The sequence below is a fragment of the Bradyrhizobium nitroreducens genome, from assembly GCF_002776695.1.
GTDB lineage: Bacteria > Pseudomonadota > Alphaproteobacteria > Rhizobiales > Xanthobacteraceae > Bradyrhizobium > Bradyrhizobium nitroreducens.
Map to the genome: position 1 here is coordinate 5,286,330 of NZ_LFJC01000003.1, position 15,696 is coordinate 5,302,025.

Annotated in this window: 14 protein-coding genes and 1 pseudogene; 10 read left to right on the plus strand and 5 right to left on the minus strand. The window is 66.5% G+C overall.

Translation table 11 applies throughout. The annotated features are described in order from the left end of the window. Window positions 1-4 precede the first annotated feature (4 nt). From TSA1_RS25495 to TSA1_RS25505, 3 genes are read left to right on the plus strand one after another with little or no spacing between them, the layout of a single operon-like run. Window positions 5-1,351, plus strand: a complete 1,347-nt coding sequence (locus TSA1_RS25495) for a hypothetical protein (protein WP_174719065.1) — start codon at window positions 5-7, stop codon at window positions 1,349-1,351. 12 nt (window positions 1,352-1,363) lie between these two features. Then, complete coding sequence (locus tag TSA1_RS25500; RefSeq protein ID WP_100178729.1) at window positions 1,364-1,873, plus strand: DUF2249 domain-containing protein; 510 nt, start codon at window positions 1,364-1,366, stop codon at window positions 1,871-1,873. Next, the gene (locus TSA1_RS25505) at window positions 1,870-2,193 is read left to right on the plus strand and encodes a metal-sulfur cluster assembly factor (protein WP_100178730.1); all 324 of its coding nucleotides are present in this window, start codon (window positions 1,870-1,872) and stop codon (window positions 2,191-2,193) included. Before TSA1_RS25500 ends, TSA1_RS25505 begins: the two co-directional genes overlap by 4 nt. A gap of 37 nt (window positions 2,194-2,230) precedes the next feature. Here TSA1_RS25505 and TSA1_RS25510 read toward each other — a convergent pair whose 3' ends face one another. Both TSA1_RS25510 and TSA1_RS25515 read right to left on the minus strand, forming a co-directional pair. Then, a complete protein-coding gene (locus TSA1_RS25510) occupies window positions 2,231-2,827 on the minus strand; it encodes a UbiX family flavin prenyltransferase (protein ID WP_100178731.1) in 597 nt (198 codons plus the stop codon). Then, window positions 2,824-4,353: a UbiD family decarboxylase gene (locus TSA1_RS25515; protein ID WP_174719066.1), complete on the minus strand. Its 1,530-nt coding sequence runs from the start codon at window positions 4,351-4,353 to the stop codon at window positions 2,824-2,826. Before TSA1_RS25515 ends, TSA1_RS25510 begins: the two co-directional genes overlap by 4 nt. A gap of 100 nt (window positions 4,354-4,453) precedes the next feature. Between TSA1_RS25515 and ubiT the strand changes: the two genes are divergently transcribed. Genes ubiT through ubiV form a run of 3 tightly spaced genes read left to right on the plus strand, consistent with a single transcriptional unit; the run spans window position 4,454 to window position 6,938 of the window. Beyond that, on the plus strand, window positions 4,454-4,993 hold the full coding sequence (gene ubiT, locus TSA1_RS25520; protein ID WP_100178733.1) for a ubiquinone anaerobic biosynthesis accessory factor UbiT: 540 nt from the start codon (window positions 4,454-4,456) through the stop codon (window positions 4,991-4,993). Between the two features lie 4 nt (window positions 4,994-4,997). Further along, window positions 4,998-5,975 carry a ubiquinone anaerobic biosynthesis protein UbiU gene (gene ubiU, locus TSA1_RS25525; RefSeq protein WP_174719338.1) on the plus strand — a complete coding sequence of 326 codons (978 nt, stop codon included), beginning with the start codon at window positions 4,998-5,000 and terminating at the stop codon, window positions 5,973-5,975. Window positions 5,976-6,002: 27 nt separating this feature from the next. Next, window positions 6,003-6,938, plus strand: a complete 936-nt coding sequence (ubiV, locus tag TSA1_RS25530) for a ubiquinone anaerobic biosynthesis protein UbiV (RefSeq protein ID WP_100178735.1) — start codon at window positions 6,003-6,005, stop codon at window positions 6,936-6,938. Between the two features lie 88 nt (window positions 6,939-7,026). Here ubiV and TSA1_RS25535 read toward each other — a convergent pair whose 3' ends face one another. Further along, the gene (locus tag TSA1_RS25535) at window positions 7,027-7,542 is read right to left on the minus strand and encodes a YciE/YciF ferroxidase family protein (RefSeq protein ID WP_100178736.1); all 516 of its coding nucleotides are present in this window, start codon (window positions 7,540-7,542) and stop codon (window positions 7,027-7,029) included. Between the two features lie 86 nt (window positions 7,543-7,628). Here TSA1_RS25535 and TSA1_RS25540 point away from each other — a divergent pair, with 86 nt between their 5' ends. The 3 genes from TSA1_RS25540 (at window position 7,629) to TSA1_RS25550 (ending at window position 10,680) form a co-directional block, all read left to right on the plus strand. After that, window positions 7,629-7,823: a hypothetical protein gene (locus tag TSA1_RS25540; protein WP_100178737.1), complete on the plus strand. Its 195-nt coding sequence runs from the start codon at window positions 7,629-7,631 to the stop codon at window positions 7,821-7,823. Between the two features lie 126 nt (window positions 7,824-7,949). Continuing rightward, a complete protein-coding gene (locus tag TSA1_RS25545; protein ID WP_145984367.1) occupies window positions 7,950-8,132 on the plus strand; it encodes a hypothetical protein in 183 nt (60 codons plus the stop codon). Window positions 8,133-8,358: 226 nt separating this feature from the next. After that, window positions 8,359-10,680, plus strand: coding sequence for a molybdopterin guanine dinucleotide-containing S/N-oxide reductase (locus TSA1_RS25550; protein ID WP_100178739.1), 2,322 nt, complete (start codon window positions 8,359-8,361; stop codon window positions 10,678-10,680). A 164-nt stretch (window positions 10,681-10,844) separates the two neighbouring features. On the opposite strand, the pseudogene TSA1_RS25555 reads toward TSA1_RS25550, so the two are convergent. Continuing rightward, window positions 10,845-11,276 (minus strand): annotated as a pseudogene (locus TSA1_RS25555) (helix-turn-helix domain-containing protein); the annotation flags it as partial. 466 nt (window positions 11,277-11,742) lie between these two features. Here TSA1_RS25555 and TSA1_RS25560 point away from each other — a divergent pair. Continuing rightward, a complete protein-coding gene (locus tag TSA1_RS25560; protein WP_100178741.1) occupies window positions 11,743-14,619 on the plus strand; it encodes an ATP-binding protein in 2,877 nt (958 codons plus the stop codon). 18 nt (window positions 14,620-14,637) lie between these two features. Here TSA1_RS25560 and TSA1_RS25565 read toward each other — a convergent pair whose 3' ends face one another. Then, a complete protein-coding gene (locus TSA1_RS25565; RefSeq protein ID WP_100178742.1) occupies window positions 14,638-15,594 on the minus strand; it encodes an alpha/beta fold hydrolase in 957 nt (318 codons plus the stop codon). Window positions 15,595-15,696 lie beyond the last annotated feature (102 nt).

Sequence of the window (15,696 nt, forward strand, 5' to 3'; positions counted from 1 at the left end):
AGCCGTGATCGGAACCAGCCTCTTTAGATGGGCTATCAGCTACTTCGCGGTCGCGATCGCCTGGCTGCTGCTCGCGGAAGTGTTGATCGTCGCCGGCTTCGGTTTTCCGAATCACGACATCGACGGTCCGGACACGCTCGTCGTCGTTCACATCGTGACCATCGGCTGGTTGAGCACGGCCCTGTGTGGCGCGCTGTTCCAGTTCGTGCCGGTGCTGGTCGCAAGGCCGCTTTATGCGGAGCGCTGGACGTTGCCGGCTCTGGTGCTGCTGACGCTTGGCCTGAGTGTTCTGCTCGCAGGCTTTCTCACACTGGGCGGACACCTCAACGGGCCACGCTGGCTGCTTCCCGTCGGCGCCAGCCTGCTGATCGCCGGTTTCGCCCTGGTCGTAGCCAATCTCGGCATGACGCTCTGGTCGGCGCGTCCCTTGCCGGGGCCGGCGCGGTTCGTCGCAACCGGGCTTGCCTGCATCTGCGTCACGGCGAGCTTCGGCGGCCTGTTCTCGCTGGTGCTGTCCGGAACTGCCATCGGTGCGCAATGGCCGGACCTGCTGGTCTCGGGCGTGCCGATTCACGCGCTCGCGGGGCTTGGCGGATGGCTGACATTCACGGCCATGGGCGTCAGCTATCGCCTGCTCGCGATGTTCATGCTCGCGCCCGATAGCGATGCGCGACTCGGCCGGCTCGCCTGGCTTGCCGGCATCACCGCGCTGGCTGTCGGGCTGGTCGGCGGCGTGCTCGCACTCTGGCGCATGACGGGCCTCAATCTGACGCTGCTGCTGGCGGCGGCAGCGGCGCTGCTGTCGCTCGCCGCCCACGGCCGTGACGTGCTCGGCCTTTACAGAGCCCGCAAGCGCCGTGCGCTCGAGCTCAACACGCGCATGAGTCTCGTTGCGCTGGCGAGCTTCGTCGCCGCAGCGATGCTCAGTGCCGCGTTCGTTGCGGCCGGCTCTTTCGCGTCCCATGTCGGAGCGCTCGCCTTTCTGGTCGCGTTCGGCTGGCTCACGGGCCTTGTGCTCGCCAATCTCTACAAGATCGTGCCGTTCCTGACCTGGCTCGAGACCTACGGTCCGGTGATGGGCAGGGTACCGACGCCTCGCGTGCAGGATCTCGTTGCCGAGCGCCGCGCGTTGAAATGGTTCGTGCTGTTCTTTGCCGGAAGCTGGATGGCGACGCTGATGCTTTTGGTCGACGCGGCACTCGGCTTCCGTCTCGCCGTGGCGGTGGTGACGCTCGCTACGCTTGGCCTGAGCGAGGAGTTCATCAGGGCAAGGCGGCTTGCGGACGTGGCGGAGCCGCTGCGCCTGCCGACGGGAGCAGCCGCGCCTCACCTCCTGGTCTCGCGGAATTGAAAGGAGACTGCAATGACCGAATTCATCGACGTCGATGTCCGGCCGATCCTGCGCGCAGGCGGCGAGCCGTTCTCGATCATCATGGCCGCTCTCGCGCGGCTCTCGCCCGGGGAGGGACTGCGGCTCTACGCGCCCTTCAAGCCGATTCCTCTGTTCGACGTCATGGCGAGCAAGGGCTTTGCGCATCGGGAAGCCGAGCTCGAAGGCGGCGAATGGGAGATCCGCTTCATGCCGGACGATGGCTCGGTCGAAGCGGCCGGGCCAGCTTCTGCTGCGCCGAACGATGACGATTGGCCGGAGCCCGCGGTTCGTCTCGACAATCGCGACCTCGATCCGCCGGAGCCGATGGTTCGGATTCTGGCGGCGCTGGAACGGCTCGCACCGGGCCAGACGCTCCACGCCTTGCTCAGCCGGGAGCCGGTCTTCCTGTTCCGGGAGCTGACCAAGCGCGGCCATCAATGGCGCGGCGGCTTCACGCCGCAGAACGAATTCTATCAACTGACGGTGAGGGTGCAGGCATGACGATCGATGATGAGGACCTCGTCGCCCGGATCAGGCAGGCGCTCAAGGTCGTGATCGACCCGGAGCTCGGCCACAACATCGTCGATCTCGGCTTCGTCTATGATGTGTCCATCGACGACGGCGCCGCGCACATCACCATGACGGCGACCACACGCGGCTGTCCCGCCGCGTCCTTTCTCAAGGAAGGAGTCGCCAACAGCGCGAGCCTGGTTCCCGGCGTGGATACGGTCGACGTCACCATGACGTTCGAGCCGCCCTGGCAGCCTTCGATGATCTCGCCGGGTGTGAAGTCGTCGCTCGGTTTTGCCGAGGTGAACTGATCGGGCGATGTGGCCGGGACTGAAGCTGCGCCGCCGGCTATGCGCCTTCGGAGCCCGGGCCGGACCAGATCCCTGCGGGTGCGCGAAGCTCTGGGAGGTCGAGCAGGTTGATCGCCCGCGCGGCGATCTGGTCGATCACCTCGTCCAGCGACTGCGGCTTGAGATAGAAGGCCGGCATCGGCGGCGCGATGATCGCGCCGATCTCGGTTGCCTGCAGCATCGTCCGCAGATGGCCGAGATGCAGCGGGCTCTCGCGAACCAGCAACACCAGCCGGCGCCGTTCCTTGAGCTGCACGTCGGCCGCGCGGGTCAGAAGGTTGTCGAGCTGCCCCCAGGCGATGGCCGAGAGCGTGCGGATCGAACACGGGGCGACGATCATGCCGGCGACCGGAAACGAGCCGCTGGCGATCGCAGTGCCGATATCTGAATGAAGGTGATGGCGGAAAGCGAGCGCGCGCAGCCGCGCCAGCGCATCGCGCCCCACTTCCGCGGCTAGCGTACGCTCCGCCGCGGGCGAAACCACAAGGTGGACCGCGTAGTGCGGATTGCCCGCCAGCAGCTCGACGATGCGCACGCCGATCGCAGCGCCCGAGGCACCGCTGATACCGACGACGATGCCTTGCCGCCCGCTCATGTCGGGACCGGCGCGCGCAGCGCCGTGCTGGCAAGGCCGAGCCTCGCCCACATCGCATCGACGCGCGCGACGATTGCGGGATCCATGGCCAGCGGAATGCCCCATTCGCGATCCGTCTCCGGTGGAATCTTCGTGGTGGCATCGATGCCGAGCTTGCCGCCGAGCCCCGATTTCGGCGAGGCGAAGTCGAGATAGTCGATCGGCGTGTCGGTGAGCGTCACGAGGTCGCGCGAGGCGTCGCTGCGCGTCGAGACCGCCCACATCACGGCCTGCCAGTCGCGGATGTCGATGTCGTCGTCGACCACGATCAGGAGCTTGGTGTAACTGAACTGCGGCAGCATCGACCACAGGCCTAGCATCAGCCGCCGGGCCTGGCCGGGATAGCGCTTCCTGATCGCCGCGACCGCGATCCGGTAGGAGCACGCTTCCGGCGGCAGAAAGCAGTCGGTCACTTCAGGGAATTGCTGACGGACCAGCGGCACGAACAGGCGGTTGAGCGCCTCGCCGATCCGCGACGGCTCGTCCGGCGGCCGGCCCGTGAAGGTCGAGAGGTAGACGGGCTGACGCCGGCTGGTGATGGCCGTCACCCGCATCACCGGGAATTCCTCGACGGAATTGTAATATCCGGTGTGATCGCCATAGGGACCCTCGGGTGCGGTTTCGGTCGCAGAGACAAAGCCCTCGACGACGATTTCGGCCTCGGCCGGAATCGCGAGGGGCACCGTGAGGCAGGGCGCGAGGTCGGGCCGTTCGCCGCGCAGGATGCCGGCGAAGCGCAGCTCCGACATGGTCTCGGGCAGCGGCAGCACCGCGGCGAGGATGGTGGCGGGGTCGGCGCCGATGACGATCGCGACCGGCATGTCGCGCCCGATCGCCTTCCATTGCTGGTGATGCCGCGCGCCGCCGCGATGCGCGAGCCAGCGGATGATGGCGCGGTCGCGGCCGAGCACTTGCATGCGGTAGACGCCGACATTCTCCTCCTGGTCGGCCGTTGCGGAGTCCGGCGGCACGGTGATCACGAGTGGCCAGGTGATCAGCGGTGCCGGCTCGCCCGGCCAGCAGATCTGGACCGGCAATCTTGCCAGATCGACGTCGGGCCCCATGGTGACGCAGTCCTGCACCGGCGCCGCCGCGCGTGTGCGCGGGCGCGTCGCCAGCGCGGCGCGGGCAAGCGGGAGCTTGTCGAAGGCATCCCTGATGCTGTGCGGCGGTCGCGGTGCGCGCAGTTCGGCCATCAGCTCGCCGAGTTGCTCGAGACGGTCGGGCGCGATCCCCATGCCCCATGCGATCCGCTCCACCGTTCCAAACAGATTGGTGAGGAGCGGCATCTCCGAGGGGCGGCCGTCGGCCTTGACGGGCCGCTCGAACAATAATGCTGGCCCGTGTGCCCCAAGCACACGCCGGTGGATCTCCGTGATCTCGTGGACGACTGAGACCTTCTCGCGAATGCGTCGCAACTGCCCCCGGCTTTCGATGAAGCGCAGGAAGTCGGACAAGTCGCGAAAGCGCGGTACATCACGTTGCAATTGAGCAGGCTCCCAAAAAATCACAGCTAGCCGGCCTGTTTTTGGTCTTCATTGTTCCCGCTCAAATACAGCGGCGTGCAATCCGTCCAGATGTGGGGCCATGAATGATCCGTCTGCCGCATCGCCCGGCCAATTGCCGACGATTCCGCCGCTCGTCGCGTTGGCCATGCGTCCCCTGCCGCTGCTGCCGTTGCAGCTCGTTCTCGGCGGTGTCCTGCAGCGGATCCATCGGCGCAACCCTGCACTATTCGACCGGCTCGGCCCTCACGCACGCGCGCGGTTCGGCATCAGGCCGATCGATCTGCCATTTGCCTTCGTGGTCGAGGCGAAGCCGCCGCGCCTGTCCGTCGTCCGCGATCTGCCGTCGGGACTGGATGCGCGCATCTCGGCTTCCTTCGTCAATCTGCTGGCTCTGCTCGAAGGCAGGGTCGATGGCGATGCCCTGATGTTCTCGCGCGAGCTCGTCATCGAGGGCGATGTCGAGGCGGTGCTGGCGCTGCGCAATGCGATCGACGACGCCCAGCTCGATCTCGCCACTGAAGTGTCCTCGCTGTTCGGCCCGCTGGGCGCGCCGGTGAGGCGCGCCTTCGAAGCCGCCCGCGGCCAGTTGATCGGTTCATCCGGGCAAGCGAGCAGTTGAGATGATGGAACTGATCTGCCCTGCCGGGACGCCGGCGGCGCTCAGAAGTGCGATCGACGCCGGCGCCGATGCGATCTATTGCGGCTTCAACGACGAAACCAACGCGCGCAACTTTCCGGGACTGAATTTCAGCCGCGACGAGATGCGCAAGAGCATCGCGCTGGCGCATGGACGCGGTGCGCGGGTTCTGGTCGCCATCAACACCTTCCCGCGCGCCTCCGCCGTCGAGATCTGGCATCGCGCGGTGGACGATGCGGTGAGTGCCGGAGCCGATGCGCTGATCCTCGCCGATATCGGCTTGATGGACTACACGGCGCGGCGCCATCCGAGCCAGCGTCTGCACGTCTCGGTCCAGGCTGCGGCCGCAAATCCCGATGCCATCGCCTTCTACGCCGAAACCTTCGGCGCAAAGCGCGTCGTGCTGCCGCGTGTTCTGAGCGTGCCGGAGATCGCCGAGATCACCCGGGAGTCCGCCTGCGAGACCGAAGTCTTCGTGTTCGGCGGCCTCTGCGTGATGGCCGAGGGGCGCTGCTCGCTATCCTCCTATGCGACCGGAAAATCGCCGAACATGCAGGGCGTCTGCTCCCCGCCGAGCCATGTCACTTACGAACAGACGGCGGAGGGGACCAAGTCCAGTCTCGGCGGCTTCGCCATCAACCGGTTCGCCGCGACCGAGCCCGCGGGCTATCCGACCCTCTGCAAGGGCCGCTTCTCGACCGCGCAGGGCGCCGGCTACATTTTCGAGGACCCTGTCAGCCTGGACGCAACGACGCTGCTCAAGGGCTTGCGCGATGCCGGGGTGACCGCGCTCAAGATCGAGGGCCGCCAGCGCGGCCGCGCCTATGTCGAAAGCGTCGTGCGCCACTTCCGTCATGCGCTCGCGGCACTCGAGAGCGGGAGCGAGGCCGATATCGCGAGCCTGAAGCCGTTCACCGAAGGGCAGGCCTCCACGCTCGGCGCCTATCGCAAGACCTGGCGCTAATCTTGTCGAACATGTGAGATCCGGAAGATGCAACTCAGCCTCGGTCCAGTTCTGTACAATTGGGCGCCGGAGCGTTGGCGCGATTTCTATTTTCGGATCGCCGACGAAGCGCCGCTCGACGTCGTATCCGTGGGCGAGATCGTCTGCTCGAAGCGTTCCCCGTTCTTCGCAGACCACATCCCGGCCGTGGTCGAGCGGTTGCAGAACGCAGGCAAGCAGGTGCTGCTGGGCTCGCTGATCCTGGTCTCGCTACGGCGCGAGCGCCGCCAGACCGAAGAGCTCGCTGCCGTCGAGGGCGCTATGGTCGAGGTGAATGATCTGACCTGCCTCAGGGCGCTCGCGGGCCGGCCGCACGCCATCGGGCCCTTCGTCAACATCTACAACGAGGCGAGCGCGGCCTTTCACGTTGCGCACGGGGCGAAACGCATCTGCCTGCCGCCGGAATTGCCGCTGGCTTCGGTGGCGGCGATCGCGAAGGCCATTCCGGATGTCACGACCGAAATGTTTGCGTTCGGCAGGGTACCGCTCGCCATCTCCGCCCGCTGCTATCATGCGCGCCTGCACAAGCTCGCCAAGGACAATTGCCGCTTCGTCTGCGAGAAGGACCCGGATGGCCTGCTTCTGAACACGCTGGAGCAGCAGGACTTCCTGACCATCAACGGCGTGCAGACCCTGTCGCACACCTGCGCCAATCTGCTCGGGGAGGCCGGCCTCTTGCACGAGAGCAAGGTCGGCTCGCTGCGCCTGTCGCCGCAGGATTGCGACATGGTCGAGATCGCCAGGATCTTTCGTGATGTGCTGAACGGGCGTGACGATGCCGACGGCGGCAACCGCCGCCTTGCCGCGGCCTATCCCGGTGTGCCGTTCTCGAATGGATTCTTGTGGGCAGAGCCGGGGCACCTCTACCATCGCGCCCGAGCAGGCGACATGCAAGGCGTGGCGCCGAAGATCGGCGCCGTCTAGTTCGATAGACCATGGCGGCCCACGCGCCGGGCCGCCAGGTCCTCGAGCTCAACCTCGATCGACGGATCGCGTGTCGATCGCACGTCGATCAGGCTGCGTTCGACGCCTTGGCGTTGACACCCTTGCGAAGCGCCACCGTGTTCAGCTTGGTGTTGGCAGCCTTCTCCTCGTTGAGATTGGTCGTGAGGAAGCGCACGATGTCGTCGTGGCCGAGCTCTTCGGCCCAGGCGATCAGCGTGCCGTAGCGGCACATCTCGTAGTGCTCCACGGCCTGCGCATTGGCGACGATTGCGGCGTCGAGTACCGCCTTGTCCTCGATCTCGCCGGCGGTCGCGTCGGCTTCCTTGATGAGGCCGTCGATCGCCGGGCACTGCGTGCCGCTGGGCTCCTTGCCGAGCTTGGCGAACACCTTGTCGAGCCGCTCGACCTGCTTGTTGGTCTCGTCCAGATGCGCTTTCAGGCCGGCGACGAGGTCCCTGTTGGTCGCTTTCCCGATCATGTCGGGCAGTGCCTTCAGGATCTGCTGCTCCGCATAATAGATGTCCTGCAGCCCATGCAGCAGCAGGTCTTCCATCGTTTTGATGTCCTTGGTGAAGAAACCCATAAGGGACGCCTCCTTTTCACAATGATGGCACTGGAACGCTCCACGCTGGCAGCTGTTCCATTCCGTGGTGAGACCAGGAGAGCCGAATGAGTGTTGGAGTTGATCATCTTGCGGGCCTGCTCGGACGCGCGGCGATGGATGTGTGGGGCGACATGCCGCGCGACATCCAGGAGGCGCTGTTCGAGACCGCCATGAAGGGACGCGCGACCGAGCGTGAGGAGCTTGCGCGGCTGCTGCACGAGCGGCATCCGCGCACGCAGCATCCGGCCCGGCCGGGATGAGCCCAAGAGGGGAACGATCCTGGGCGCTCACGATTGGTAAATTGGATGACGCCTCGCCGAATGGCTCGCACGAAGCCGCGGCCGGCGCCTCGCTCGACCGTTGATCATATCCGAGAGCTGATCGCCGTGACTGAGCTGAACATTGGAAAATGGTACGACCCGATCTCGGAGCGGTGGATCGTGCCTCGCGACATCCGCGCCATCGCCGGCTACGGTCAACGCAATGGGGAGAAGGTGCCGGACAGATACGAGCGCGGCGAGGCGCAGCGGATCTGGGAGCTGTTGGTGGATTGCTGCGCCGGCGAGTGATGCGGCCACCGGTGACGAGCTGCCCGGCGCCGAATAGCTTTGCCGGCTCATGCCGTCTGCAACATCAATGAAATTGCCGGGGCCTTCGTTCCCCGCGATTCGGCTGTCCGCCGGGCTCCGCGCGGGGCAGCCCGGCGTTTCCGACAAGGCTGATCTCGACGATATCCGCAACGGATCGGTATAGTACCACCCCGATTGCAGGCCGCCGCCGGAACGAGGATCAGACATGGACGACACGATTGGCTTCCCCGACCCCGGTCTGGACTTGTCCGACGGCTTCAAGCCGCACACCTCGCATTGGGGCGTGTTTTCCGCGCGTCAGGGCACAGCTGGCCTCGAGGTCCGGGCCTATGCGGGCGATCCCGATCCCAACGGCATCATCGGCAATTTTCCGGGCGCACTCCGCCACCAGGCGCGCATCGCCCAGCCGGCGATCCGCCGCGGCTGGCTCGAACGCGGGCCGGGCCCCGACCATCGCCGCGGCCGCGACGAGTTCGTCTCCGTCAGCTGGGAGAAGGCCCTCGACCTGCTCGGCGACGAGCTCGGCCGTATCCGCGACACGCGCGGACCCGGCGCCGTGTTCGGCGGCTCCTATGGCTGGTCGAGCGCGGGCCGCTTTCATCACGCCCAGAGCCAGGTGCATCGCTTCCTCAACATCGCGCTGGGCGGCTATGTGCGGTCGGTGAACACCTACTCGTCGGGTGCATCCTCGGTGCTGCTGCCGCAGATCCTGGCGGGCTATGAGGACATCACCAAGCGCAACGTCACCTGGGAGCAGATCGCGACCGAGACCGAGATCGTGCTGGCCTTCGGCGGCATGGCGCTGAAGAACTCCATGGTGGCCGGCGGCTCGATCAGCAAGCACGTCGAGCGCGGCGCGATGGAAGCGGCGCGCAAGCGCGGCTGCGACTTCGTCCTGGTCAGCCCGCTGCGCGACGACCTGCCGGTGGAAGCCGGCGCCGAATGGATGAGCTGCGTACCCGGCACCGACACCGCGCTGATGCTCGGCATCGTCCACACGCTGGTTGCCGAGGGGCTGCACGATCAGGCCTTCCTCGATCGCTACACCGAGGGCTGGCCCGTCTTCCTGCGCTATCTCATGGGCGAGAGCGACGGCCAGCCCAAGCACGCCGAATGGGCCGCCGCCATCTCGGGCGTCGATGCCGAGGCGATCCGCAAGCTGGCGCGTCGGGCCGCCGGCAAGCGCGCGCTGATCACCGTCTCGCATTCGCTGCAGCGCGCCGAGCATGGCGAGCAGCCGGTGTGGATGGGCATGGTGCTGGCGGCAGCCCTCGGCCAGATCGGCCTTGCCGGCGGCGGCTACGCCTATTCGCTGGGGGCGATCGGCTATTACGGCCGCCGCGTCAACGACGTGCCAGGCCCGACGCTCGGGCAGGGCCGCAACGGCGTCGCCGATTTCATTCCGGTGGCGCGCATCGCCGACATGCTGCTCAATCCCGGCACGACCTATCGCTACAACGGTGAGACGCGCACCTATCCGGACATCCGCCTCGTCTACTGGGCCGGCGGCAATCCGTTCCACCATCACCAGGACATCAACCGCCTGCGCAAGGCCTTTGCCCAACTCGACACCTTCGTCGTGCACGAGCTCGCCTGGACCGCGACGGCGCGTCACGCCGACATCGTGCTGCCCGCGACGATGACGCTGGAGCGCGAGGACATCGGCTATTCCACCAACGATCCCCTGATGGTCGCGATGCATCAGGTCGCCGAGCCGTTCGGCCTTGCGCGCGACGATTACGACATCTTCGCCGATCTTGCCGAGCGTCTCGGCGCGCGCGAGCCCTTCACCGAGGGACGTACGTCGCGGCAATGGCTGGAGCATCTGTACGAGCCGACCCGCGCCTCGCTTGCGAAGCGCGGCTTGGAGGCCCCAAGCTTCGAAGAATTCTGGCAGCGTGGCAGTCTCGTCGTGCCGCAGCAGCCCGACGACGGCGGCCGGTTGCGTCGTTTTCGTGAAGATCCGGTCAATCACGCGCTGCCAACACCGAGCGGTCGCATCGAGATCTTCTCAGCCAAGATCGCCGGCCATGGCGATGCGGATTGTCCGGGCCATCCGGTCTGGCTGGAGAAGTCCGACATGCCCAAACCTGGTGCGCCGTGCTTCCTCGTCGCCAACCAGCCGGTGACGCGCCTGCACAGCCAGCTCGATTTCGGCGGGCATTCGCTTGCTGCGAAACATCGCGGCCGCGAGGTCGCGCGCATGAACCCTGTTGACGCCAACGCGCGCGGCATCAGGGACGGCGACATCATCCGCCTGTTCAACGCGCGCGGCGCCTGCCTTGCCGCGGTCCACGTCACCGACGGCATCGCGGTCGGTGTCGTGCAGCTTCCGACCGGCGCCTGGTACGATCCGATGGATCCCGAGGACGAGGCGCCGCTCTGCGTGCACGGCAATCCAAACGTGCTTACTCGCGACATCGGCACCTCATCCCTGGCGCAGGGCTGTACTGGTCAGCTGACGACGGTCGAGGTGGAGAAGTTCACCGGCAATCTGCCGCCGATTCGTGCGTTCGATCCGGCTTAGGGCAGAGTCAGTATTACGCTCTCGTGCCCCGGCTCCGCGCCGCTGACATGGCGCAAAGCAAGACATGGGGCAAAGCAAAAAAGAGGGGCCGTCCTGTGTGGGATCAGGGCGGCCCCGAGAAGCTCGCAGGCCCGGGAGGAGAGGGCGCGAGCCGGCCGATACATTCAAGCGGCTGCGCTGGCCATCCAATCCCGCTCAGGGGCAGGACGACGCGATGAGGGAGCTTCGACCGTGGGCCGATCACCCTTGCTGGCAAGGCGCCAGCGCGCCGGAGACTCGCCACTGATGCGCTTGAAGACGGTCGAAAAATGCGCCTGGGTGCTGAAGCCGACCGCCAGCGCGATCTCCGCCAATGGCCGCTCGGTGTTTGCGAGCAGCATCTTGGCATGCGCGGTCCGGTGATGCAGCAGATATTCGCGGGGACGGTAGCCGGTCGCGGCGCGGAACTGGGCTGCAAAATGCATCCTGGACAGGCCGGCGACATTGGCAAGTTCGGCCAGGCTGATGCAGCGGTCGAAATGATTCGCGATGTATTGCTCGACCCGCCGCAGCCGCCATTTTGGCAAGGCGTTGACCCTGACACGCGGCAGCTCCATTCCCGCGGGCTGGCTTTCCCGGGTGATGGCCGGTGCGGGGCGAAGAACCTCGTGATCCCGGGCGCCGGCGGGAAGATCGATCCAGGCATGCGCCGGGTGCAAGTTGCTCGACATCGTTCGTCCTCTCCAGGCTTTGCGGCTGTTTGCGACGATCGGCAAACGCGCAAACTCAATGCTTTCCATGCTCGGAGGATAGGCGCGAGCTGGCCAGGACGCTCGTTAGTGGTGATTAGGATCTGTTAGATTTTGTGCGCGCGACCCTCGTGCGACAGCCCGCCGCAGGCTCCGATTGTGTCCAATTTGCCAGATATTTGCGCGGATTGAACCGGTCTGAGGGAGAACACGGATCTCGCGTGGCGGTCAGCACCGGTGTGAGGATCCGTGCGGCGCCCTCACTGGACCTCGCATTGATGCCTTGTATATTCGCCCCGCGTTTCGATGAAGCATTTGTCAAGTTGAGCGAGATGTGACCGAGCTCTCGACAGGAGATGGCGCCCGCAGCGGTGACGCCGGAACGATCCTTGATCTCGACACCGTCACGTTCGGGCCCTTTTCGCTGCGCTCTCGGCTGCTGGAGAAGGACGGCGTGCCGGTCAAGCTCGGCAGCCGCGCGATGGATATCTTGCGGTTGCTCGTCAGCCGAGCCGGCGAGGTGGTGCCGAAGAACGAGATTCTCGGCTACGCATGGTCCGGACTCGCCGTGGAAGAGATCAACCTGCGGGTCAATGTCGCGGAGCTGCGCAAGGCACTCGGCGATGGCAAGGACGGGACCCGTTACATCACCAACATCCCGGGCCGGGGCTATTGCTTTGTCGCGCCCGTGCGGCACGGCAAGCGCGCGGAAGCGCCCGTGCTGATGTCGCAGGCGCCTGAAAAAGCAGCGCCGCCGGCTCTGCCGCATCGGCTGGACCGGATGATCGGGCGGGACGAGGTCGTGGCCGAGCTGGAGTCGCGCTTGCTCCGCGATCGCTTCGTCACGCTGCGCGGGCCGGGCGGCATCGGCAAGACCACCATCGCAACCGCCCTTGCGCATGAGATGTGCGACACGTTCGATGGCAACGTGCATTTCCTCGAATTCGGACCATTGAAGGACGCCGCGCTGGTTTCGAGCACGGTTGCGGCTGCATTGGGTCTCGTCGTGCACCACAACGATCCCTCGGGCAGCATCCTCAACTTTTTGCGCGGGCGGCGGCTGCTTCTCGTGCTCGACAGCTGCGAGCATGTCATCGACGAGGCCGCGCGCCTTGCAGAAGACATCTACCGTGAGGCGCCCGGCGTCGCCATCCTCGCAACCAGCCGCGAGTCGTTGCTGGTGGAGGGCGAGAAGATCTTCGATCTGGTTCCGCTGCCCGGTCCGCCGCAGGATGCCCGCCTCAGCGCCGGCGAGGTGCTGAACTATCCGGCGGCGCGTCTGTTCGTGGACCGCGCGGTTGCGGCGGGCCATCGGGACGACCTCACCGAGGAGGATGCGGAAGTCCTGGTCCGGATCTGCGGCAAGCTCGACGGCATCGCGCTCGCGATCGAGCTCGCCGCCGCGCGCGTCGGTCTTTACGGGCTGCGCGAGATGGCGGCGCTGCTCGACGGCCATCCGCAGCTCGAATGGCGCGGACGGAGGACGGCGCCCCTGCGGCAGCAGACGCTCGCTGCCACGCTCGACTGGAGCTTCGGTCTGATCGGCGAGAGCGAGCGCATCGTGTTTCAGCGGCTCGCCGTCTTCGCAGGCCACTTCACGTTGAAGGGGGCGATCGCGGTGGCCGCGGCGGAGGAGATGCCGGAAGATCGCGTCGTCCATGCGCTGGAGCAGCTCGTGGCCAAGTCGCTGGTGTCCTCGCAGCCGGACGGCGCATCGCGGCGCTATCGCCTGTTGGATGTGACGCGGGCCTACGCCATGCAGAAGCTGGCCGATGGCGGCCAGATGGATGCGACCGCGCGACGGCACGCCCTGTTCGTTCAGAGCACGCTCGAAGCCGGCATGGGAGAGATCGGCGGCAGCGGCCAGGCGTCGCGCGCGCAGGAACGGGCGGGTTTGCTCGCCGATGCGCGTGCCGCGCTGGAATGGAGCTTCGTCAACGATGCGGGCGCCGATTTGCGCGTTCCGCTCGCCGGCAGCTGCGCAAGGCTGTTCGTCGAGCTCAATCTGCTGAACGAGGCACGCAGCTGGTCCGATCGCGCCCTTGCCGCTCTCGACGGCGCCGGCCGGGGCGGAAGGTGGGAGCTCGAGCTCCAGTCGACGCTCGGTCACGCCTTCATGTTCACCGAGCGCAACAGCGCGCAGGCCGAAGCGGCGCTCAGGCGTGGGCTGGAGATTGCGGAAGCGCTGGGCGACCACGCCAGCACATTCCGGCTGCTGTCGCGGCTGAACATGTTCTACCGCCGGACCGGCGGCTACCGGAATCTGGTGCCGACGGCGCTTCACGCCGAGCGGATCGCCCGCCTGATCGGCGACACCGCAGGGATCGCCGGCAGCAAGGCGCTCCTCGGCGTATCCTATCACCTCGCCGGGGATCAGGCCGCGGCGCAGGCCCATCTCGACGAGGGCGTGCGCGACGACGCCGCTCTGCGCGGGACGGAGCCCGGACATTTCGCTTATGCGCGTACGCCGCAGATCCCGCTCGCGCGCGTGTTGTGGCTGCGCGGATATCCCGATCGTGCGCTCGAATGCGTCCATCCGCTGATCGGCGCGTCAGCGCCGCGCGACGTGGTCATGCATTGTATCGCGCTCTGCTGGTCCGCCTCGGTGTTCGGATGGGTTGGCGACTGGTCCGCCGTCGAGACCATGACCACCCGCCTGGCAGCGCATGCGAGCGTGCACGGGCTGGTGCCTTACGAGGCCGTCGCGACCGGCTTTCGGGCGCAGACCATGATCGCCCGCGGCAAGGCGACGGGGGGCATCGAGCTGTTGCGGGGTGCGCTTGCGCGCCTGCATGCCGATCGCTACGAGCTCTATGCATCGGCGTTCGCCGCGGATCTCGCGCAGGGGCTGGTCGCCCTGGGGCGGCTGCCGGAAGCGCGCGAGGTGCTGCACGAGACCATTGCGCGGCTCGAGCAGGAAGGCGGCGCCTTCGACATGCCGGAGCTGCTCCGTCTGCGGGGAGAGTTCGAGGTGCATGGCGGCAACCTCAAGGCTGCCGAAGCCGATTTCGTCGCGTCGGCCGCGCTTGCCGAGCAACAGGGCGCATTGTCCTGGCGATTGCGGACCGAGATGTCGCTGGCACGGCTTCGGAAGCGGCAGGGCGTGCCGGATCCGCTCGGAGCACTCGCCAGCACCTACGGCCGCTTCTCCGAGGGTTTCGAGACCGCCGATCTCAGGGCGGCGCGGCTGATGCTGGATCAGCCTGACTGATTGCATCGAAGCGAGGGATCAGTACTTGCGTCCATCCAGCCGTACGAGAAAGTCGCGGACGAGCCAGGCGATCTCGTCAGTGGCTTCATCGAGCGCGAAGTGACCCGCATCGAGGATGTGTACCTCGGCATCCGGCACGTCGTCGCGATAGGCGGCGGCGCCGGCGACGGTGAAGGACGGATCGTATTTGCCCCAGACAACCAGTGTCGGCGGCCGCGTCTTGCGCAGCCAGTCCTGCCATTTCGGATAGGAGGCAACGTTGGTCCGGTAATCCAGGAACAGCGTGGTCTGGATCTCGGTCTGGCCCGGACGCGTCAGAAACGCATATTCGTCCGTCCAGCTGTCGGGATCGTAACGCTCGGGATGCGGGCTGGAGCCGATGTGCCGCAGCCGTGTCGCCTCCAGCGAGGTGAAATTGGCCTTGAGCGCCTCGAGCTCTCGGGCCGGGTCGGCCCAATATTTACGACGCGCTTCCCAGAGCGGGCTCAAGCCCTGTTCGTGCGACACCGCATTCTGGATGACAATGCCGCGCACGCGCTCGGGGTGCGCGAGCGCCATGCGGAAGCCGATGGGACCGCCATAGTCCTGCATGAACAGGACATGCTTGCCCAGTCCGAGCTTCGTCGTGAGCTCGCCGATGATGCTCGCGACGTTGTCGAACGTGTAGCTGAAGGCGGATGGCGGCGGCGCGCTGCTGTTGCCGAAGCCGGGATAATCAGGTGCGATCACGTGATATTTGTCGGCGAGCAGCGGCAGCAGAGGCTCCCACATCCGCGACGAGGAGGGAAAGCCGTGCAGCAGCAGCACGGTCGGGGCGTCGGCGGGGCCGGCCTCGCGGTAGAAGATCTCGAGGCCCCGGACTTCGACGGTGTGGTAGCTGATCGAACGCCGGCTCGATCGCAGGTCCTGTGCCGAGGCCTGTACGATGGCGCCGGCCATTGCGGCCGAGAGGGCAAGTGCAGCTGGGATATTCATGTCATCGCTCCGGCACGTCGTGTCAGTGCGTCGAAAGTGCCAATCGCGCGCTCGCGCGGTGCCAGGAGGCGCCATTGCGGGACGCCTCCTGAGATGCGTCAC